Annotated in this window: 25 protein-coding genes; 4 read left to right on the forward strand and 21 right to left on the reverse strand. The window is 37.7% G+C overall.

Annotated elements, in window-relative coordinates; translation table 11 throughout:
- Position 1 precedes the first annotated feature (1 nt).
- The 4 genes from BMMGA3_RS09630 to BMMGA3_RS09645 form a co-directional block, all read right to left on the reverse strand.
- Positions 2–1402 carry a sensor histidine kinase gene (locus BMMGA3_RS09630; RefSeq protein ID WP_004434937.1) on the reverse strand — a complete coding sequence of 467 codons (1401 nt, stop codon included), beginning with the start codon at positions 1400–1402 and terminating at the stop codon, positions 2–4.
- Positions 1399–2079 carry a response regulator transcription factor gene (locus BMMGA3_RS09635; protein WP_004434940.1) on the reverse strand — a complete coding sequence of 227 codons (681 nt, stop codon included), beginning with the start codon at positions 2077–2079 and terminating at the stop codon, positions 1399–1401. Before BMMGA3_RS09635 ends, BMMGA3_RS09630 begins: the two co-directional genes overlap by 4 nt.
- A complete protein-coding gene (locus tag BMMGA3_RS09640; RefSeq protein WP_004434942.1) occupies positions 2076–3059 on the reverse strand; it encodes a YncE family protein in 984 nt (327 codons plus the stop codon). Before BMMGA3_RS09640 ends, BMMGA3_RS09635 begins: the two co-directional genes overlap by 4 nt.
- Positions 3060–3177: 118 nt before the next feature.
- Entirely contained in the window at positions 3178–3444 is a 267-nt protein-coding gene (locus BMMGA3_RS09645) for a hypothetical protein (RefSeq protein WP_004434946.1), read from the reverse strand.
- Positions 3445–3542: 98 nt separating this feature from the next.
- Here BMMGA3_RS09645 and BMMGA3_RS09650 point away from each other — a divergent pair, with 98 nt between their 5' ends.
- On the forward strand, positions 3543–3788 hold the full coding sequence (locus BMMGA3_RS09650; protein WP_004434949.1) for a hypothetical protein: 246 nt from the start codon (positions 3543–3545) through the stop codon (positions 3786–3788).
- A gap of 54 nt (positions 3789–3842) precedes the next feature.
- On the opposite strand, the gene BMMGA3_RS09655 is transcribed toward BMMGA3_RS09650, so the two are convergent.
- The 7 genes from BMMGA3_RS09655 to deoD form a co-directional block, all read right to left on the reverse strand.
- Positions 3843–4694 carry a hypothetical protein gene (locus BMMGA3_RS09655; RefSeq protein WP_004434953.1) on the reverse strand — a complete coding sequence of 284 codons (852 nt, stop codon included), beginning with the start codon at positions 4692–4694 and terminating at the stop codon, positions 3843–3845.
- Positions 4695–4779: 85 nt separating this feature from the next.
- Positions 4780–5193, reverse strand: a complete 414-nt coding sequence (locus BMMGA3_RS09660) for a MarR family winged helix-turn-helix transcriptional regulator (RefSeq protein ID WP_237712836.1) — start codon at positions 5191–5193, stop codon at positions 4780–4782.
- Between the two features lie 96 nt (positions 5194–5289).
- Positions 5290–5670 carry a hypothetical protein gene (locus BMMGA3_RS09665; protein ID WP_004434967.1) on the reverse strand — a complete coding sequence of 127 codons (381 nt, stop codon included), beginning with the start codon at positions 5668–5670 and terminating at the stop codon, positions 5290–5292.
- Positions 5671–5888: 218 nt separating this feature from the next.
- A complete protein-coding gene (locus BMMGA3_RS09670) occupies positions 5889–6854 on the reverse strand; it encodes an LCP family protein (protein ID WP_004434970.1) in 966 nt (321 codons plus the stop codon).
- Positions 6855–7068: 214 nt separating this feature from the next.
- Complete coding sequence (locus BMMGA3_RS09675) at positions 7069–8538, reverse strand: lmo1851 family serine protease (protein WP_272942197.1); 1470 nt, start codon at positions 8536–8538, stop codon at positions 7069–7071.
- Between the two features lie 363 nt (positions 8539–8901).
- Positions 8902–9735 carry a D-Ala-D-Ala carboxypeptidase VanY gene (locus tag BMMGA3_RS09680; RefSeq protein ID WP_004434972.1) on the reverse strand — a complete coding sequence of 278 codons (834 nt, stop codon included), beginning with the start codon at positions 9733–9735 and terminating at the stop codon, positions 8902–8904.
- Between the two features lie 206 nt (positions 9736–9941).
- On the reverse strand, positions 9942–10649 hold the full coding sequence (deoD, locus tag BMMGA3_RS09685; RefSeq protein ID WP_004434973.1) for a purine-nucleoside phosphorylase: 708 nt from the start codon (positions 10647–10649) through the stop codon (positions 9942–9944).
- A gap of 157 nt (positions 10650–10806) precedes the next feature.
- On the opposite strand from deoD, the gene BMMGA3_RS18430 reads away from it, so the two are divergent.
- Both BMMGA3_RS18430 and BMMGA3_RS17930 read left to right on the forward strand, forming a co-directional pair.
- Positions 10807–10929 (forward strand): hypothetical protein, encoded by a 123-nt coding sequence (locus tag BMMGA3_RS18430; protein WP_004434974.1) that lies wholly within the window; start codon positions 10807–10809, stop codon positions 10927–10929.
- Positions 10930–10943: 14 nt separating this feature from the next.
- A complete protein-coding gene (locus BMMGA3_RS17930; protein ID WP_004434975.1) occupies positions 10944–11096 on the forward strand; it encodes a hypothetical protein in 153 nt (50 codons plus the stop codon).
- Between the two features lie 86 nt (positions 11097–11182).
- On the opposite strand, the gene BMMGA3_RS09690 is transcribed toward BMMGA3_RS17930, so the two are convergent.
- The 3 genes from BMMGA3_RS09690 to BMMGA3_RS17405 form a co-directional block, all read right to left on the reverse strand.
- On the reverse strand, positions 11183–11491 hold the full coding sequence (locus BMMGA3_RS09690; protein ID WP_004434981.1) for a hypothetical protein: 309 nt from the start codon (positions 11489–11491) through the stop codon (positions 11183–11185).
- 204 nt (positions 11492–11695) lie between these two features.
- Entirely contained in the window at positions 11696–12388 is a 693-nt protein-coding gene (locus BMMGA3_RS09695; RefSeq protein ID WP_004434983.1) for a sporulation protein, read from the reverse strand.
- Positions 12389–12670: 282 nt separating this feature from the next.
- Entirely contained in the window at positions 12671–12844 is a 174-nt protein-coding gene (locus tag BMMGA3_RS17405; RefSeq protein ID WP_004434984.1) for a YozD family protein, read from the reverse strand.
- 149 nt (positions 12845–12993) lie between these two features.
- Between BMMGA3_RS17405 and BMMGA3_RS17935 the strand changes: the two genes are divergently transcribed.
- A complete protein-coding gene (locus tag BMMGA3_RS17935) occupies positions 12994–13164 on the forward strand; it encodes a hypothetical protein (RefSeq protein ID WP_004434986.1) in 171 nt (56 codons plus the stop codon).
- On the opposite strand, the gene BMMGA3_RS09700 is transcribed toward BMMGA3_RS17935, so the two are convergent.
- From BMMGA3_RS09700 to BMMGA3_RS09730, 7 genes are all read right to left on the reverse strand, one after another.
- Positions 13161–13862 carry a hypothetical protein gene (locus BMMGA3_RS09700; protein WP_034669367.1) on the reverse strand — a complete coding sequence of 234 codons (702 nt, stop codon included), beginning with the start codon at positions 13860–13862 and terminating at the stop codon, positions 13161–13163. The two genes, BMMGA3_RS17935 and BMMGA3_RS09700, sit on opposite strands and share 4 nt — an antisense overlap.
- A gap of 240 nt (positions 13863–14102) precedes the next feature.
- Entirely contained in the window at positions 14103–14324 is a 222-nt protein-coding gene (locus tag BMMGA3_RS09705; protein WP_004434990.1) for a YozE family protein, read from the reverse strand.
- A 193-nt stretch (positions 14325–14517) separates the two neighbouring features.
- Positions 14518–14802, reverse strand: coding sequence for a YokU family protein (locus BMMGA3_RS09710; RefSeq protein WP_004434992.1), 285 nt, complete (start codon positions 14800–14802; stop codon positions 14518–14520).
- 36 nt (positions 14803–14838) lie between these two features.
- Positions 14839–16284: a lysine 2,3-aminomutase gene (gene ablA, locus BMMGA3_RS09715; protein WP_004434994.1), complete on the reverse strand. Its 1446-nt coding sequence runs from the start codon at positions 16282–16284 to the stop codon at positions 14839–14841.
- Positions 16285–16439: 155 nt separating this feature from the next.
- The gene (locus BMMGA3_RS09720; RefSeq protein WP_237712856.1) at positions 16440–17828 is read right to left on the reverse strand and encodes a sigma-54 interaction domain-containing protein; all 1389 of its coding nucleotides are present in this window, start codon (positions 17826–17828) and stop codon (positions 16440–16442) included.
- 90 nt (positions 17829–17918) lie between these two features.
- Entirely contained in the window at positions 17919–18773 is an 855-nt protein-coding gene (ablB, locus tag BMMGA3_RS09725) for a putative beta-lysine N-acetyltransferase (protein WP_004434997.1), read from the reverse strand.
- 76 nt (positions 18774–18849) lie between these two features.
- Positions 18850–20106 (reverse strand): peptidase, encoded by a 1257-nt coding sequence (locus BMMGA3_RS09730; RefSeq protein WP_004434999.1) that lies wholly within the window; start codon positions 20104–20106, stop codon positions 18850–18852.
- Positions 20107–20120: the final 14 nt, after the last annotated feature.

The raw sequence follows: 20120 nt of genomic DNA on the forward strand, positions 1-20120 counted from the left end.
ATCACTCAAGGACTGGCAATACAATTGCTACTGTAGTGCCTTTCCCGATTTCACTTGTAATAGTAAGTTTTCCATTATGAAGATAAACTAGTTTCTCCACGATCGCAAGCCCCAGCCCTGTTCCGCCATCTTTCCGTGACCTTCCTTTATTCACTCGATAAAATCGCTGTGTTACTTTCTTTAAATCCTCCTGAGGGATTCCAATCCCCGTATCGGCTATTTCCAGTTTGCAGCCTTCATTATCAGCCGACAATGAAATGGATATGGTCCCTCCCTTCTCAGTATAACAGATCGAGTTATCGATTAAATTTTGAACAATTTGTTCAATTCTTTCTGCATCACCGTTAATAATGATTTCCGGATCAAGGTTGGTGTGAAAATTAATTCCTTTTTCTTTTAATATTGGCCAATATTTTTGGATGGCGTCTTCGATAACTTGCGCAAGCGGAATCGGCATCATATTAAGATGATATTCTTCGGCATCCAATTTGGAAAGATCCAATAAATCATATACGAGGCGTTCCATTCTGCCTGCTTCCCGATGGATCAGCCGCAAATATTTATTCTTTTCTTCATCATTCTTAACTATTCCTGATACAATCGCTTCGCTGTATCCCTTTACATAGCTGATGGGTGTCCGAAGCTCGTGTGAAACATTTGCTATAAATTCTTTCTTCCGCTCATCCTCTTTCTGAATAGAAGCTGACATATGATTAAATGCATTGGCAAGCTGTCCGATTTCATCATTGGACTGAAGATGAATTCTTACGGAATAATCTCCTTGTGACACTCTGTTGGCAGCCTCTTTCATTTCGATTAATGGCCGAGTTAATCTGCCAATCCATTTAATTCCTAACAAAACAGAAACGAGAACAAATACCGGCCCTGCAATGATCCACACATATACGAAATCTTTGGTCAGCTCTGTTATTTTTGCCAAAGGCAAATATAAATAAATAATTCCTTCAAGCCGGTCTTGATCTATTAAAGGGATGATAACCGCAAGTATTTTTCTATCAAATCTCTCCTCATATCCGATTTTTTTAACAGGCTCCCCTTTTAAAAGCTTTTCCCTCTCTTCTTTCCCAATTAATGTATGAAAACCCATATCAAACGGAAGACACGCACTCAACTCTCTCGGGTTGTTAACGACAAGCACTTCATAGTCTGTTTTTGTGCCATACCATTCAATTTTCTTTTTAAATGATTCCGTCAAAGGTCCGCCCTTATAATCAAGTGCAAGCCGCTTGCCTTCCTCTATAAGAGACTTCTCCACGTTATCAACATAGAGCCTTTCATAAAAAAAGTAGGATAAGAAATAAGAATACAAAATCGTTATAATGATAGCTGCCGTAATTGTAAGCCATAGTTTTTTAACAAGACTGCCGTTAAAAAACTTCATTTGCCGGGCACCTCAAATTTATATCCAATCCCCCAGACGGTTTGAATACAATCGGGTGCTCCTAGTTTCATTCTTAATGTTTTAATATGTGTATCAACGGTTCTTAAACTTCCATCGTAATCAATTCCCCACACATGTTCAAGCAATTGTTCCCTGCTTAATGCCTGTGAAGGATGGGTGCACAAATACAACAGCAATTCAAACTCCTTTAAAGTTAATGGAACATCTTTTCCGGCTGATGTCACACGCCTTGCTTTTTTGTCAATTAAGATCGGACCTATTGTAATTATTTCCGATTCACTGTTGAAATTTCCGGCTCTGCGTATTACAGCTTGAATTCTCGCAATCAATTCACCAGGGCTGAACGGCTTGACGATATAATCATCCCCGCCTAGATGAAAAGCCTTTACTTTATCCCATTCTTCCCCTTTGGCTGATAAAAAAATAATTGGCACGGAAGATAGTTCTCTTATTTTTTTGCAAACTTGAAAGCCGTCTTCATCAGGCATCATTATATCAAGAATGACGAGATCAGGAAAATGGGTTCTGACATATTCAATTCCTTCTGTCCCATTTGATGCTTCAAAACAGTGAAAACCTGAATTTTCAAGGTACATGTGAAGCAAATTTCTCATATCCTCTTCGTCGTCAATCACTAATATGCGAATGTTGCTCATTGTCCGTTACTCTCCCTCAATATCAGTTTGAACGGCCCTTTTCCTACTTTTATTGTTTCCTTAATTGTTAAATCATCTTTATCTACGATATTGATATCATTGCTGTCATAGCCGGCGATTAAAAGGTCTTTCTTAAAAGATTCCATTACAAAAGGGTTTGCACCAACTTTTATTTGCTTTACTATATGGCCTTTCGGACCTATTTTATAAAGTGTATTTGTTCCATGGCTCAATACATAGATGAAATCATCAACTTTCTGAAAATTCACCGGCATTAACGGGACAGGTATCGTTTTTAACAGCTTTCCTGTATGCACATTGTATATGTGAATATTTTTTTCAGTTTGTAATCCTTCGCCATGTCCTCCAATCCAGATTTCGTCCTGATCTTCCCTTAGCAAAGCCCCCACAGCAGATGAGGGATGAATCGGAAAATGCTTGCTGACGCTCTTTTTATCTAAATCAATAACCGTTACATCCTTTTGAGTAAAACTAATAACATAAAGCTTTCTCTCTTTAGTTCCCTCGATTATTGTTAAAGGGTTTTTACTAACTCTAACCCTTTTTCTTTCTTTTCCATCAAGATTAAAAAATCTGACGGCATTTTGAGCCTGATCGGCAAAAGCAACTTCTTTGCCATTTTTTAAAACTTCAGCTGCAACGATTCCTTCACCTGTTTCCCATTGGTTGATTAATTTCCCTTTTGACAAAGAATAAAGATCGACTGTAGCGTTTTCTTTGCCATAAAGGAGCAATGTATCACCATCAGGTAAAATAACTCCGCCAATATAAGGCTTTTCCATTTTCCAACGCTCAATTTCCTTTTTTGACGAGAGATCAATAAACGAAATCGAATTTTCTTTAATATTAACGCTTACCAATAACGCCAGATCTTTTGAAATCGCCGGAAAGGTATTGTTCGAACACGAAGAAAGGAGAATTAGCACGATTACGATTGCAATTTTAAATAATGATTTCATATATTTCACCAGTCATCAGTCATATGATTGTTTCATTATATAGAATGATTGTGTTAAATTTGTGAAATCTCTTTGAACCTTTTTCATTCAAATTGAGAAAAGCTCCTCAGAAGGAGCTTTAATTCTGTTTAAGATCTTTCATTATTTGTATATGTAGTGTAATTAACGCGAATTTATCTTCTTCATTAAGCTGAGATTCAACAATTCTTTTTACTGCCAAATAGAACTTTTCATGAACAGACTTTCTTACCCTGGGATGAGAGTTTTCATCCAATAATTCTCTTTTCACTGCTTCCTTAATGATTTCCTCACTGCTTTCATCAGATTCAAGCAAACGGTTATTCCAAATGGATCTGTATTGATTTAATAGATAACCGTAATCCACTATCAATCCCTCCTAACACCTTATATCGTATCTTTACATAATTGAAAGCCTCATTGCAAAAAATATACTAACATCTCTTTAGGAAAGGAGAATCATCATTGAATACACCATACTGTTGCCCAAACTGCAAAACAAACCGCACTCGCTTTAACATGATCAAACAGGTTTCCCGATCGGTTAAAATGGACCCACGCACCGGTGAAGTGATTCAGGAGTACACCAATGAAAACCTTGATCCATTTCATATACCTTACAATGGTCCAGAATATAAAGTTCAGTGCGGGGCGTGCGGCCTTGTTGAGGATGAAAGGATGTTTATCAAGTTTGGAGAGCAAAAAATATGAAGAAAAATTATGAAAAAATTGAAGAATCCCCTTGACCTTGAATGCAGGGGGATTTCATTTGCTCGGTACATGAAACTTAATATTGTTTAAGTACAACCTACTGTTCTCGGTAAGAAATGAGATCGAATCAATTTTCCATGGGCCATACGGAGAAAAACGAACCACATGAATCTTTCCTTTATATTTTCTTTTCCCTTCTCCTCTCACAAACCATTCAACTTCAACCGGAACCGATAGAACCAATTCCTCTTTTAAATCTTTAGCCGGCATAACAGGCATGTGGATAAGGGCAGCATTCTCAACATTAGGCAGTATTTTTTTCCACTCTATCTTTTGTAATGAAATGCTTTTAACGATCTTTTCATCCTGCTGTTTAAATCCTGCAATATAAGCGCTTATCACATCGTATGGACTGGCGCTTGATAAATAGGCTTGAAGCCTGTCTGCTGCTTTTAGAATCATTAATTTATGAGACAAATCCATGTTACTTGTACGATGTGTTGTACTTCCGTAAAAATGAATGCAAAAATGCCCCGGAAAATTATTTTCCAATGCTCCAGCCCCATGCGGCATCCCATGCATGGATGCAGCAATTCGCCTTTTTCCTTTTTTGATAATAATCGCCCTTCGTTTCCAGCTCCAATTTCCATTATAAATTTGTTTCATTATTTTTGTGTCTTTTGGCGTTAACGGCTGCACATCGGCATGAGCGTTCCCCGCTCTTCTCTGTACTTTAAACTCCATCCCTGTTTCTAAATCGTGAACAACAAACTTGCTATATTTGGGCAGCAGTTCATTGACTTCCTTCCATGAGAGCATTTCCGCCACCTTCCGTTGATCTGCAAACACGGAAGAAGGTTGAAAAACTAGCATCACGATGGTCAATACAATAAGAAAATTTTTCATTTGCCCCACTCAATTCTTGCTTAATATTCTTCTTAGAGTTTTTCCTGAATGGGGAGAAACGATTCATCCTTTTACATCATAGCTTTTACTCATTTAATTTTTGAAATAACCGGATAAAGTCAGAAAGTTCCTGCTCGCTAAAATGGCTGAATTTTGACTGAAAATAAGCAGATTTTTTTTCTTCCAGATTTTGAACAAGCAGTCTTCCTGAATCTGTCAGAACCATTTCGACTATTCTTCTATCTTGATCAGACCTCTGTCTCATAATCAGGCCCTTTTTAACTAGAGAATCCGTAACAGAAGTTATGTGGCTTGCCGATACTTTTAATTCCTTCGAAAGATCGGAGGCTTTAGCGCGGCCAGTTAAAAATAAGTATTTTAAGACCATAAATTCGTTGAGGCTGACCTCACTTCCAATGATCAAATGAATTTCCTGCCTCAACTTGCGATAAACTGTTCGTAATAGTTTCTCAACCTCAGCTATCTGTCTTTGTTTCAAAATGATCGATCCTTTCAAGTTCTACAAAAAGGTTTTTCTTCTTCCCAATCCGGAAAAATTATTTTTTTCCTGACTTTCACTGTACTTTTCATATTTTTACGCTTCTTCAAGCATTTCCAAGATGATTTTCTCCAGTTTTTTTTCAATATCTGAAAGGGAATCCTCGTTCATATAGCCAATTATTTGGAACCACTCGTTTTTGCACTTCCAAAGCGGAATATAAGCATCTGGAAAATACTCATCTTCTTCAACAATACCCGTTTCTATATAAGATTCATAATTTTCATCAAAAACCTCGTTAGCGGCAGCTATTTTGCCTTTTTTTTCACGTATAAGTTCAACTGCTAATTGTTTCCCTTTCTTGTTGAACAGGTCATAATATTTATCTTTCTGACGTTGGCAAATTTGTTCACAGCTTTTTTCAAAATTCATAATTTCTAATTTTAATTTATCATCTAATTGAATGATTTGCCTCAAATTATCACCTCGCTCTGCTCTATTGAAGCAATCATACTTCTAAAGTCACATTTTATAGGATTTCGTCTGTGCTTACAAACGATTTGATATTATGGAGATCTTAACTCGTACATAGCTGAAATCAAAAGAAAAGGGCCAGGCCCCTTCCAATACAACATAAAGAGTAATTAAATCTCTTGTCATTGTTGGAGGGAGTCAGACCCATATGAGTCAACCTCTTAGTTTTTTTCGTTTAAAAATTGTTGAATTGCTTGAACGTTTTCATTGTAGTCTAATTTTAAGACTGCACCTGCACGCTTATGAGTAACATTGGTAAAACCATCAGAAACAGGGATTCTCAATGTTTTCACGTCTTTCACAGGTCTTAAAACAGCTGTAGCTCCAAGTGACAACATGTCTTTGAACTGCAGGTCTGTCTCAACGTGTTGAAACGTTTCCGAAATGATTTTTGGAAGTTTTTTGATTCCTTCAACCGTACTAAGCTGCTTTACTGCCTGATCCTTTAGGGAAACTAGTACTTCCTGCTGGCGATGAACACGTCCAAAATCGTTCTCTTTGTCATGGCGAAACCTGACGTATGTGAGCAAATCTTTTCCACGAAGGGTTTGTTTGCCCGGTTCAACTGCAGGACCTATGTCATGTGCCATTGCTTTTGTTACATGAACCTCTATTCCATTTGGAGCAATGGTATCCATTAGCTTAATAAACCCCTTAAAATCGACTGTTACAACATTGTCAATTTTTATGCCAAAATTACGTTCGATTGTCTCTTTCAATAATTTTGACCCGCCTAAATAGTACGCATGGTTAAGTTTACTGTACTCATTTTTATATCCAGGGATTTTCACATAGCTGTCCCTCATAATTGATGCTAATTTTATTGATGGCTCTTTTGGTTCATATCTGGCAATAATTATGGCATCTGATCGTGATTTTCTTTCTCCGCGGCTGTCTATCCCGATCAACAAAAAATTTTTGTTTTTTTGATACAACTGAAATGAAGGTAAAATCGGAAAAGATTTATCGCTTTCAGTCTCGTTTTGCAAATAAGACTTCCTATCCCCTGTTTCCTTTATTATATTACTGGAATTTATGTTTTTTTCTTGCTGCCTTGCAAACTTGCCAAACTGGCAGCCAGTTATAATCATTAACATGATAATTATCGTGAAGCATTTTCGCACCATTCCATCATCACCTCAATATCAGGGCTTACTTTCATTGTTGGGCAAACCCGATTATTCTATTCGGAACATGCAATGCTTAAAACAAAATGAAGTTAACGCAATTAACCATGTCCTAAAAACACTTCGATAGATGAATTTTCTGGTTAAAACACCATATAAAAAAAGGGCCAGACCCTTCCAATAGAAGGAGTCAGACCCTTAAGAGTCAGGCTCTTTAAGATTTTATTTGCTGTTTTAATATTTCAACAGCTTTTTGTAGCTGGGTATCATTTTTCTTAATTTTTTCCTTAATCTGTTCCATTAATGTGATTGTTGACTGTCCAGTTAATATTCCGTTGGCTTCAAGTTTTTCAGCTTTTTGGAATGAAATTACAGCCAGTTTCGTTTTTTCATCAAAGAATCCATCTTCACGGCCAGGATCATAACCGAGAGCTTTCAACATTTGTTGTGCTGCCTTTACTTGTGTGGACGCTGAAGAAAGCTTTAGCTTTAGTTCAGGATTAATATACGGTAAGGAAGCATATTTAGGCAGAGAAATTTCATAATCAGGATTTATGCCTTTTTCATGTATCCAGTTGCCTTTTGGCGTCAGCCACTTTTCAGTTGTAAATTTCATATTTGATCCGTCAGGAAAATCCTGTGCTCTCTGTACGGTTCCTTTTCCGAATGACTTTTGACCGACCAACGGCACATTTGCGGATTCCTTAACAGCCGCAGCAAAAATTTCAGATGCGCTGGCACTTCCCTGGTCAATGATAACCACTAGCGGAACATTCACTTTATGGCCATTTGTTGCTTTCTGTTCCATAATATTTCCGTTTCTGTCTTGGATTTTAAATAGTACTTTTCCTTCTGGAACAAATAAATTTGAGATTTTGATTGCCTGATCTAAAAGACCACCAGGATTTTGCCTTAAATCCAATACAAGGCCTTTCATTCCTTTCTTTTGCAAATCATTCAAAACATCGACAAGCTCTTTCGCTGTATTTTCCGAAAAGCTTGTTATTTGTACTTTGGCAATTCCATCTCCCAGCATCTCTCCATAAACGGTCTCAAGCGGAATTGTATCCCGAACGATTGACATTTTAATCGGTTCATCGATTCCAGGACGTTTGATCATTAATTCAACTTTTGTTCCTTTTTTGCCGCGGATTAATGTTACGGCTTTAGTGGAACTCATACCTTGAAGGCTCTTCCCATCTACAGACAAGACAATGTCATTCGGTTTTAATCCTGCTTTTTCTGCCGGTGAGCCTTTCAATGGAGAAACAATAACAATTTGTCCATCTTTTTCCTGTATTTCTGCTCCTATTCCTTCAAATGAAGAAGAAATGCTTTGATGGAAACTTGCTGCTTCTTTCTCATTCATATAGTCTGAATAAGGGTCTCCAAGTGATTCAAGCATTCCGTTGATCGCACCGTCAATAAGTTTTTTCTGATCAACTTTTTTATAATATGATTCCTTTAAAGTATCATAAGCTGTATACAGCTTTTCAAACTCTCTTCTTTCTGTACCGACAGTCACTGCTTTCTCATTCCCAAATGCCAAGGCAAAGGTTGTAATTCCAGCAGTTAAAAACACAGTGAAAAATAACAGCATGACAAAATGAAACTTCTTCATTCGAATAATTCCGGATTGTTTTTCGCTGTTTTCTTGACTCGTTTTTTCTTGATCCAAACCCATCACCACTTTCATTACAATCAAAAAATCATTTCTATGTTCATCTCAATGATTAGAATAACATTTTTATTTAAAATATTAAATTCGAATGAGTCAAGTTCTATTATACATGTATTAATTCCAAAGTATAATCTATTCAACTTTTCAGGAGTTTACATAATATTATTAGCGGCTACAAAGCGTTTTTAGCGGTAAAACAAAAAAATTACGGCCTTCAACACTCATAAAGGGTTAAAAGAGGCTGTCTCAAAAGCCTAAGGGTCAGACCCCATAACACAATATATAGGACATAATGTTGGATAAATGTGCTATATATTGATTTATCCACATGAGGTCAGACCCTTATGAAAAACCCCCTTTTAGGCCTTAGATTTTTTTGACAATATTAAAATACTCTTCCAATGTTAACTTCTTTTCATAAATCACTTTTGCTGCTTTAATTCCAACATAGCGAAAGTGCCACGGCTCATACTGATAGCCGGTAATATCCACTTTATCTTTTGGATAGCGAAGGATGAATCCAAACTTATGGGCATTTTTAGCAAGCCATTTTCCTTCAGGAGTTGTACCAAATTTTTCTGTAAGTTCAAGGTTTACGCTTTTACCCGAAATGTCAATAGCTAGTCCAGTCTGATGTTCACTTGTACCAGGAACGGCAACAGCCTGAACGGCTTTTTCCTCGCCGACTCGATTAATTTCAGCTTGAAATAGTTCGTCCTGCCTCTCGTAGGAACGGTAGCCAGATACTGCATACAATTCAATATTTTGTTTTTTTGCTGCTGCGAACATTTTTTCTAGCGCGACAGCAGCTTCTTTACGCAAATAACTTTTTTCAATATCTTTATTTCCAAATGAAAATGCAACTTTCGGCCTTACTAAATCTTTTGGAGCATATGTACTCGGGAGGCTAAATTGGTGATTTACAAGTGCCAAGATATTGTCCGGATTTTGAATAACATTTTTTCCATTTACTTGTTTAATCTGATTAAAGTAAGCTGCCTTAAGAGTAATTGAATTGTCCGATTTTCCGGATTTTTTGTTTCCGTTATGTTCATTCTTACCGGTGTTAACAGTCTCATTTTTAGGTTGTTGAACTGATTCGTCCTGATTTTTCAAAAACATTTTCCCCATGTATGGCTCCAACTTGATGCATCCAGCCAAAAGAGTACATGTTCCAAGTATTAAAAACATTTTTTTCATAAAACATCCACCTGTCTTGTTAGTCTTTAAAAAAGCATGCAATATCTATTTTAACATGACTAGTCAAAGAAGCTAACCTTTTCATATCCAAATAAGCCAATAAGTCTAATAACGATCTAAATTTGATTTGCAGTCATAAAAACGCATTTCTTTACTCATAACCAATCCTCTATTTCAAAAAAAGATGCCTGATGGTTCAGGCATCCTTAAGAAATTTTCAAAGCAGCTTCTAATGCCACTTCAATCATATCGTTAAAAGTTGTCTGTCTTTCTTCAGCAGTTGTTTCTTCACCAGTTAATATATGGTCACTGACTGTCAAAACAGATAATGCTTTTCGTCCGAATTTTGCTGCAAGAGTATAAAGTGCCGCAGTTTCCATTTCAATGGCAAGGATCTGATATTGCGCCCATTTTTCATGCTCTGCATTGTCATTATAAAACATATCTGCTGTTAATACATTGCCGACTTTTAAATTTAATCCTTTTTCGATTCCAACTTCATAAGCGTTCTTTAGTAATTCAAAATTTGCTGTAGATGCATAGTCAACACCGCCAAACGTAATTCGGTTCATTTGAGAATCGGTTGATGCACTCATTGCCAATATAACGTCCCGGACTTTCACATCTTTTTGAATTGCTCCGCATGTACCGACGCGGATTAGATTTTGTACGTTATAACTTTGCATTAACTCATTTATATAGATGGAAATGGAAGGAACACCCATGCCTGTTCCTTGAACAGAAATACGCTTGCCTTTATATGTGCCAGTATAGCCGAACATATTTCGCACTTCATTATAGCAATAGGCATTTTCCAGAAAAGTTTCGGCTATATATTTTGCCCTCAAAGGGTCTCCTGGCAAAAGCACTGTTTCTGCAATTTCATTTTCTTTCGCACCAATATGTATACTCATTTCCGATAACCTCCAATTTTATGAAAAAGTGCTGCTAAAAACCATCATCAATTCACACTATATCATATTCCTTTCAAGCTGAAAAATCTTACCTGACAGCATGAGACAAGTCTTTTAGGGGAATCTAAAAGTATCTTTATTAAAGGAGGGGTCAAACATGCCGAAGCAAAAAATGAGCAAGAAGCTTGAACAGGCTGTGGAGCATGCCAATCAAACAAATCCGTCCTCAAGAAGCAGGACAAAACCAAGTTCATCGAAAAGCGACAGAGAAAAACTTTAAAACGGAGGAACACGATGGGAAAAAAACATCGAAATCGAATTAACTCGCCTAAGAAAAATAATCATATCCCTTCGGAAGTAATTGCAGCTGAACATGAAGCACACGCAAAAGAACAAACTGCATCAGGAAGAAAAAACGGGCCAGGAAATCATCAATCGAGGGGATAGATCCTGAAGCTGGACAAAAATACTGTGGCTGATTTTAAGGGTCTGACTCCCTTTATTGGAGAGGTCTGACCCTTAGCCCAGGTTCTTTAACGAACATGAATCCGATTTATTTTTTGCCATCCTCCCGGCTTCAGCTGGTAATAATGCTGACCCTTTAGCCCTTCATCAATTAGCAATATATCACCTGTGCCTAGAAACCTTCCATTAAAATCCGGGGGAATGGCATCCGGCACATTAAAAATCCTAAATGTCTTATTAAGACAGCTTTCGTGATTTTTACTTTCAACTGTTAACCTGTAAACTTGCCTGTAACCTTTATCCTGTCTGAATATAGGTGTCTGAAAAATGGTCACATCATACACCTTTTTCTTTTTCCTTACAAGTTCTTTGATCATCCTTTCCCCTCCATTTCTTAATTTTATTCATTTATCTATATAGTTTGCGTTCATCCTTGTCGATTCCTTTATCTAAATGATTCTATTTTTGTCGAGAAATGATTGTTGTCTGTGCTTTTTCTCGAAATTTGCTGTCAGTGCAAAATATGTAGAACCAATTAAAAAACGATGAAGCCATTGCTCCATCGCATGAGAACATTTCAATTACGAAAATCTTTTTATTACAGAAGAAATCTTTTGCTGTATATTTGGTATATCGGCTTGCGATATTGTTAGCCTTACATTTTTTTCATCCATTTCCAATGCCTCTGCAAGAAAACCTCCAAGCCCTCTCGCACGCAGGTCAACTTGCATGATTATATCCATTGCACCGCCAGATGAAGGGAAAAAGATAAGTTCCAGTTCGTCCAAACGCCCTCTGAACGGCCCGGAAACAGGGACGAATTCAAATTCCTGAATAATCGGCAATCGCCGGCGCAAACGGTAAGGCGCTTCTACACATTCAGCTTCGCGCAGCCTGAAGCCAAGATTTGAGATTGCCTGAAAAACAGCATTCATAAATGGAGAAGGAAGCACTTTGATAAAATCCTTATCTGTCGGGTCAACTGCATTTTTAATATCAAGACCTGTTGAAATCCATATTTTTGTTCTTCCAGCTGTGATTGGAGTATCGTTAGAAAGCCAGAAAGAAAAAGGCACGATTTCTGTTTTATTTGGTTTTATCGTGAATGATTCTGTAAGTCGAATACGATCAATAAGGGCCGTATCCGTCAATTTTTTATCATCCACTTTTTTTATAAAAGTTGTATAAATACCTAAGTAAATTTCATCGATTTTCTGCTCGATGCTTCCGCCTCGAATTTCAACTACTCCTCTTACCTCTTCTCCAGCAGTCATCGTGTCTTTTTCAAGCTTTGTACTACAGTGGCACCTCCAATCCCGATACTGGCAAAAACTTTCTTAAAAATTGACACCCTCATCCACCTCTTCATTCGTTTTCATTATGTAATACGAACTTTCTCAAAGAAAGTTTCATTTCACCTCGAGGGATTGGGATATTTTCCCTTTTAAAAAGTTTTACTCAAAAGCAAAGGGTCAGACCCCTCCAAAACAATAGATAGACAAACACAATTTAAACCACTCTATATATTGTCATTATTGGAGGGAGTCAGACCCTTTTTACAAGTCTTCAATTTCTTCATCTATAATGCACTTTTCCACTAAGTATTCGAAGGTTATATCTGCGAGTTCCTCCAGTTCCTCTTCGGAGGGAACATATCCCCTTTTTAATAGCTCCTGAAAGAAAAAATCTGCAATTTCCTCCGTATCAATAAAGACTTCGATTTCTCTCACAGCATCGCCCCCTTTTTACAAAATGTATGTTGCTTATTCTTTTTTCATGCGAGCATTGTGAATATTTTGATGAAATCTTTTCTTAAAAAGCATTTTTCAATCGGACAAGCATATGCATTAATTAAAGATCTTACATTGGAGGTTATTCTATGGCACGTTTGAAGGAATGGACAGAAATATTAAGAGAAGATGTCAATCGTGAAGACAGTGTTCTAATTTCAACCTTTGGAAAAATAACAAATTTCCTTTTTAAAACCACCCTTTTGCTAGGTTTACCTTTACTTGTCTACGTATTCATTCAGTTTCATTCGTTGTTTTAATTACTGCTTTTTCCGTCATTATTTACGATCATTCTCAACTTTCGAATCACTACCCGCATAGCTTTTTCATATTCTTTATCATGAAACATCTCATATAAATGACGGTAATCGTTATAAATATCAAGTAAGCTGTCAATCAATTCTTTTCTCTCATATTTTCTCTTTAATAATTCCTTCTCAGCTTTTCGAAACCAATTTTTCGTCTCCGTTTCCTTTAGAGCAGGAGGTTCATGTGGATTATTTACATAAGACAACAAACCGAGCTTTTCGATAAATTTATCCGCACTATCCGCGTCAGCCACAAGGGTAAGCTCTTCCTCGCCGGCTTCCAGCCATTCTCCATCACTGACCCTCGATAATTCATAAATCACATCTTCCCAGGCATTGTCCTTGTAACGCCAAATTTCTGTCCGGAAGCCGACGACCTTAAATAGGTCTGCTCCGTACCCTGTGACATGGACAAGATCCCCAAAAAAATACATATATTCGATATCGATTTGTTCCTTTTCATCTAATTCTCCTTCATATTCAGAAATTAATTGTAAGCTGGATTCCATATACAATCCTTCACTATTATTAATTTCATAAACATACACTCCGCTTAAGTACTTCACATCTGTTACTTTTCCAACCGTTCCATACATTGTGATCACGACTGTATCACCGATTTTATATTTTGGCTTTTTTTGTTTGTCCATTTCCTCCATCCTCTCAATGATTCGTCGCGAATGATTCATTAAAATAGTATATGCAAACTTTAATAAATCGCTTATTATCAAAAACATGAAAAAATCGCCTCTTTTTTAAAAAGGCGATGTAATGTCGAATTTTGCATTCAGTAAACTCCTTGCACAAGAGCTGAAGCAGTTTTGCAGGTCAAACCGCTGACCAATTGAGATCAGAAGCTAGTGATGGATGAGATATTAAAGATTAAACCTCTAACCTTCTGTTTGAACGTATAATTCCCACGCTTCATCAAACGTAGACATACTATCCAAATAGTGGCCATTCAATTCCAAATACGAGCTTATTTCATCGTAATCGGTTGACCCTTTTGGAAAACTGTGATCTTCATATGCATTGTTTGCAAATATACTAATATCGTCCTTCGGTTCTGGATGCCGATACTTCATTAAAAAATGATAAAAAGATTTTGCCATTTGAAACGCCTGCCTGTAAAATAATTAATTTTACCTAATCACTATGATATAAAGAAAAAAATTGTGATATTTTGAAACTTTTATGATTTATACTATAAGCTATTCTTCGCCTTTTCGTCCAATCTAAAATTTATGATCAAAAAAAACAACCCGATCTGGGTTGCACAAGAAGTCCAGCTTTCTTTCATGAGTTTTATGATGAAAAGTCAAAGTAATTTCTTTTTAATAGTTTCGGCATATTCATCAGTTCATCATAAGACACCGATTTTCCGAGTAGACGAGTGTTGATGATAAACAATTGGTTTTCAATTTCTTTTACAATCTGTTCATCCTGGTATGTCATGTTGCAATCCATGCAGGATATCGACGGTGTTTCACTTATTTCAATCGCCTTTGTTCCATCAGGCAGTTCCCAATAAACATTTGTTTTTTCTAGAGCAATGTTCTCTCTTTCACACCAAGCGCAATATTTTTCCATTTCGGATCCTCCCTTCAAAAGAATACTTCCTGAAAACTATTTTTCTGAAGACGGGGACGCTGCATCCTTATTTTGATTGCTTTCCCCGCTTTTTTGACTATATTTTGCTTGTTGAGAAAGAAATTTTTTCTCCTTTAATTCATCTCTCTTTTCCCGTTTGTCTTTCAGTGAAGAATGAAGTGGATCCTGTTCATAGCTCTTCCTTCGATTCAGCCGGGCAAGCCCTTCCGGAACGAGATTTAACTGAGTTTCATTCATTAATCCGGCGATTCCATGATTTGACCTTTTCTCTTCCATATCCGGATACACTTCGTTAAAATAAGCTTCTGCTCTGCCGGCAACATAATTTTCCGGTTCCGGGTAGGAAGTAATGACACCTTCAAAATTGCGAAGCACAACTTTTTCGGCGCTTTGCGAAATTAAATAATTTGGCTGAAGTGCGATTTTCCCTCCGCCTCCAGGCGCATCGACGACAAAAACTGGCACTGCATAACCCGATGTGTGACCCCTTAACCCTTCGATAATTTCCAATCCTTTTGAAACCGGTGCACGGAAATGCCCGATTCCCTCAGATAAGTCGCACTGGTAAATATAGTAAGGCCGTACTCGAATCATGACAAGGTCATGCATCAATTTCTTCATAATCGGCACACTGTCATTTATTCCTGCCAATATTACCGATTGATTGCCAACCGGCACTCCGGCATTGGCCAACATTTCACACGCTTTTTTCGACTCTTCAGTAATTTCAATTGATGTATTAAAATGAGTATTCAGCCAAATTGGGTGATATTTTTTTAGTATGTTGCAAAGGTTTTCGGTAATCCGCTGCGGGAAAACGACAGGTGCCCTTGTGCCGATGCGAATAATTTCCACATGATCAATTTCGCGCAATTTTTTCAATATATATTCGAGGATAGTATCATTTATAAGCAGGCCATCGCCTCCGGAAATCAGGACATCTCTTACTTCAGGCGTGCGCTTAATATAATCAATCGCTGCATCAAGCTGTTTTTTAGGTACGCCCATGCCAATTTGCCCGGAAAACCTTCTTCTTGTACAGTAGCGGCAGTACATGGAACATTGATTTGTTACCAAAAACAATACGCGGTCGGGATAGCGGTGGGTCAACCCCGGTGCAGGTGAATCTTCATCTTCATGCAATGGATCTTCTAAGTCATACTTCGTTTTATAGATTTCCTTTGATATGGGAACAGACTGCATTCTTATCGGGCAGCGTGGATCATCGGGATTCATCAAGGAAGCATAATATGGGGTAATATTTAAAGGAATTGTTTTCGTTGATATTCGAACTCCTTCTTCTTCATCAGGAGTAAGGTTGATTACCTTTTTTAAGTCATCGAGAGTCCTGATCGTATTTGTAAGCTGCCATATCCAGTCATTCCACTGTTCATCGGTTACATCCTTCCAAAGTTCAATTTCTTTCCAATGCCTTTTCGGTTTATATAAAATTTGTTTCATATTCATTCCTCCCAAACCACTTTAGCTATAAACATATGCAAGTTTTATGCCAACTTCATAAAACCCTTATTACATACTATGAAACCGAAAACAATTTGATTTCATTTGGCTTCATGATCAGCGGTTTGGGGAATACCCCACAAAAAAAGTGCCGATTATTCAGCACTTGTAAGTGAATATTTTTGCAGTTTATATTGTAATGTCTGCCTGGGAATACCAAGCAATCGAGCAGCCTGATTTATATTTCCTGCTGTTTCGGCCATCGCTTTTTTTACAAGACGAATTTCCAGATGTTTTACATTTTCACGTAAAGAATACCCTTTATCAAAAGAATGATCGTTGAGCTTAATAAGCTGCTGTTTTAGCATAATGGGAAATTCATTTTTGGTAAGATATTCTCCTTCACAAATATTCATCATATATTCAACGGTATGTTTCAATTCCCGTACATTTCCAGGCCATCTGTATGAGGTAAACAGCTTTGATACTTCCTCATCGACACCTTTTACCGCTTTATTCATCATATTATTAAAGGTTTCGATAAAGTGCCTTGTTAAATACATGATATCCTCCGGTCTTTCCCTTAATGGAAGAAGCTCAAAGGCCAGCACATTTAACCTGTAGAATAGATCAGAGCGAAGTTTTTCTTTTTCCACAGCAAGTTGTGGATGGATATTCATGGCAGCTATAACTCTTGTATCAACTGATATATTGTTTGCCCCTCCGACCCTCCTCACCGAACCTTCTTCAAGCACTCGGAGAAGTTTCGCTTGGAGTTCGATTGGCATTGTATGAATTTCATCAAGGAATAATGTACCCTTGTCGGCCAACTCAAATAGACCTGGTCTATCAACAGCCCCCGTATAACTGCCTTTTGCTGTGCCGAATAACATGCTTTCGAGCAGTGTTTCAGGAATGGCGGCACAGTTCTGGGCGATAAAGGGCATACTTGCGCGCCTTGAAGCATAATGAATGCCTTGGACAAACAATTCTTTTCCAGTGCCGCTTTCGCCGTACACAAGAATTGGAGAGTCCGAACTTGCCAGTTTTAATGCTGCGTCTTTTACTTTTTGAAAATCGGGGTTTTTCGTCAGTAAATTTTCAAAAGTAAACTTAACAGTCTTTTTTTCTTGCTTGTTTTCTGCTGGTCTTTTTATCTCCTTTTGCAAATCAAGGAGCCGTTCTGACAATAGCTTTAATCTTGAGTAGTCTTTTGCAATTTCAACGGCGCCAATCGTTTTTCCATCCACAATGATGGGCAATGTCGTATTGATGGTTTCAATTCTTTTTCCATGCATATTTACATAACTTTGAGTCTGATTATAGATTGGTTTCTTTGTTTTTGTTACTTTCAACAATGTACTTGTTTTTTCATTTAAAGATGGAAAAATATCAAGCAGAGGCTTGCCAATGACTTCTTCAACTTCAAGACCGTCATGCTTTGCCGCCACCTCATTGTAAAAGATCGTTATTCCATCAATATTGACAACATGTATCCCTTCATCGATGCTTTTTAAGATCGCCCCTAGTACTTCTTTCGTCATATTTATTTTGTGCAATTTCTTCACCATCCCAATACATACATATGAGACAGTGCCGAACATTAGTCATGTTGATGCCGAAAATTCAGCAATTTACGAAATAGATAAATTTTTGCACCAGATATTCATGTCTTCCAGCTTATTGAAAATATAACAATTGTTCATGAGCCTTCCTGTATACTTATATCCAAGCTGGTGAAATACAGCATTCATTCCGAATGAAAGTGCCCTTGCAATGGTATAGACGTGGAATATCCCGTTTAATTTCAGCTCTTCTTCAAGTCTTTGAAGCAGGACTTTCATTAACCCGTGTTTGCGATGCTCTTTAAGCGTAGCACAATCCGTTAATTCCGCATTTTTGTAAAAAGTTTGGACTTCAGCTGAAGCAGCACTGACAATTTTTCCTTGGAAGCGAAAGCAAAAATACACCGTACCATCTCTCATTGTTTTCTTAATATATTCAGGGTCGCATAATGGTGTAGGGTATACTTCGAATACATCTTTATAAAGTTCCGCCAGTTCATTTGCATCGGTTTCTTCGGCTTTTAAAAGGACATATTCCTTTGGAGGCATCCCATTCTTCTCCTGCCGTCCCAAAGATGTAACACGATGGATGATTTGATCTTCTGTTATCCAATGGTCTGATTTTTTCCGTTCATTCGTATAATATTTTGCAAAAACATATGCATCAGAACCGAGAAAGTAATGGTCAATAACAGCTTCAAATTGAAAGCAAGATTTTAGCAATAGTGTAAAATCTTCTCTTCTTCCTTTAATAATCAATTTTTCTGCCTTATTTTCCGCTGAAAGTGTTTCAGCTTTTTGAAGAACTTCATTAATATTTCCTGCATAATCATCCACTCTAAGCCGTTTGTTATATGGGTCAACAAACACTTCAAGGGCATAATTTTTGCCGTTTACCCTTAAAACATTGGACAAATCGTTCATGTCGGCACCCCTTTTTAAAAAGCTTTACCTTGGAAATAAGACCTCATTTCCGGGTGCAATCGCCTCTACGTTTTTCTTAGCTGAGTTCACACCATTTAAGCAGCGTTAAGGCAATGATTTCTGAAGCTTCAAACATGTCTTCTAAAACAATGTATTCATTTACGTCATGCGCTGCCTTTGTCACTCCCGGACCAAAAACAACGACCGGTGTTTTGCCGATATTTGATAGAATGCCTCCGTCTGTTGCCCAAGGTGAAGCTTCAATCACCGGTTTTTCTTTTTTTACACTCTCAAAGCTTTCAGAGATGACTGAAATAAGCGGATGATCAGCTTCCAAATTCCCTGGCAGCCACCGGCCTCCAAACCATTCAACGATTAATGGATAATCAGCAAACCATGAATCTTTTTCAGCCAATTCTTCAAGACATGCCATCATTTCCTTTTTGGCATCTTCTATCGTTTCGTCTGGTGCAATCCCCATTCTTCCCTCTAGAACCGCAAGATCGGGGACAGATGACGGCCACTCTCCGCCATGGATCTTTCCTATATTAATCGGGATAGGGATTGGAATATTTTTGTAAAGAGGATCGGTTATTCGTCTATTTCTCTTTGTCTCAAGTTCCTCCAGCTTTTTGATTACTTTCATCGATTTTTCTATCGCATTGACACCTTCATATTTCGTTCCGCCGTGTGCAGACTTCCCTTTTACTGAAATGCGGAACCACATCGATCCCTGTTGTTTAGGAAACAGTTTCATGTTTGTCGGCTCAGGAATAATCGCGCCATCTGCTTTATATCCCCGCAAAACGGCAGCAAGTGTGCCCGCTCCCCCGCTTTCTTCTTCAATGACACTTTGAAAAATAATATCTCCTTTTAACTTTATTCCCGAAGAAATAATGGCCTCTATTGCAAGCAGCATGGCGACAGTGCCGCCTTTCATATCGGTTGATCCCCTGCCATAAAGCTTTCCCTGTTCAATTCGCCCGCTAAAGGGGTCATCTTGCCAATCCTTCCGTTCTCCCGGTGGCACAACGTCGATATGGCCGTTCAAAATTATTGACTTTCCTCCACCGCTCCCTTTTAAAACGCCAACTACATTTGGATTTCCCGAAAAGTCCTTTCGGTCTGAGCAAAAATCGGGATGGTTCAACAAACTCTCTTCGCCAATTTCCCATATATCAAGCGATAAACCGATCCGCCGGCATTTTTCAATGATGACGGCTTGCGCACGACTTTCATTTCCTCTCATGCTGTCTTCCTGTACAAGTTTTTGCAGTAGCTTGATGCCTTTGACTTTATTTTCTTTTAACCACAGCTTTATCTTCTCTTCCATATTTGCCTTCCTCT

The sequence above is a fragment of the Bacillus methanolicus MGA3 genome, from assembly GCF_000724485.1.
GTDB classification, from domain to species: domain Bacteria; phylum Bacillota; class Bacilli; order Bacillales; family Cytobacillaceae; genus Bacillus_Z; species Bacillus_Z methanolicus_A.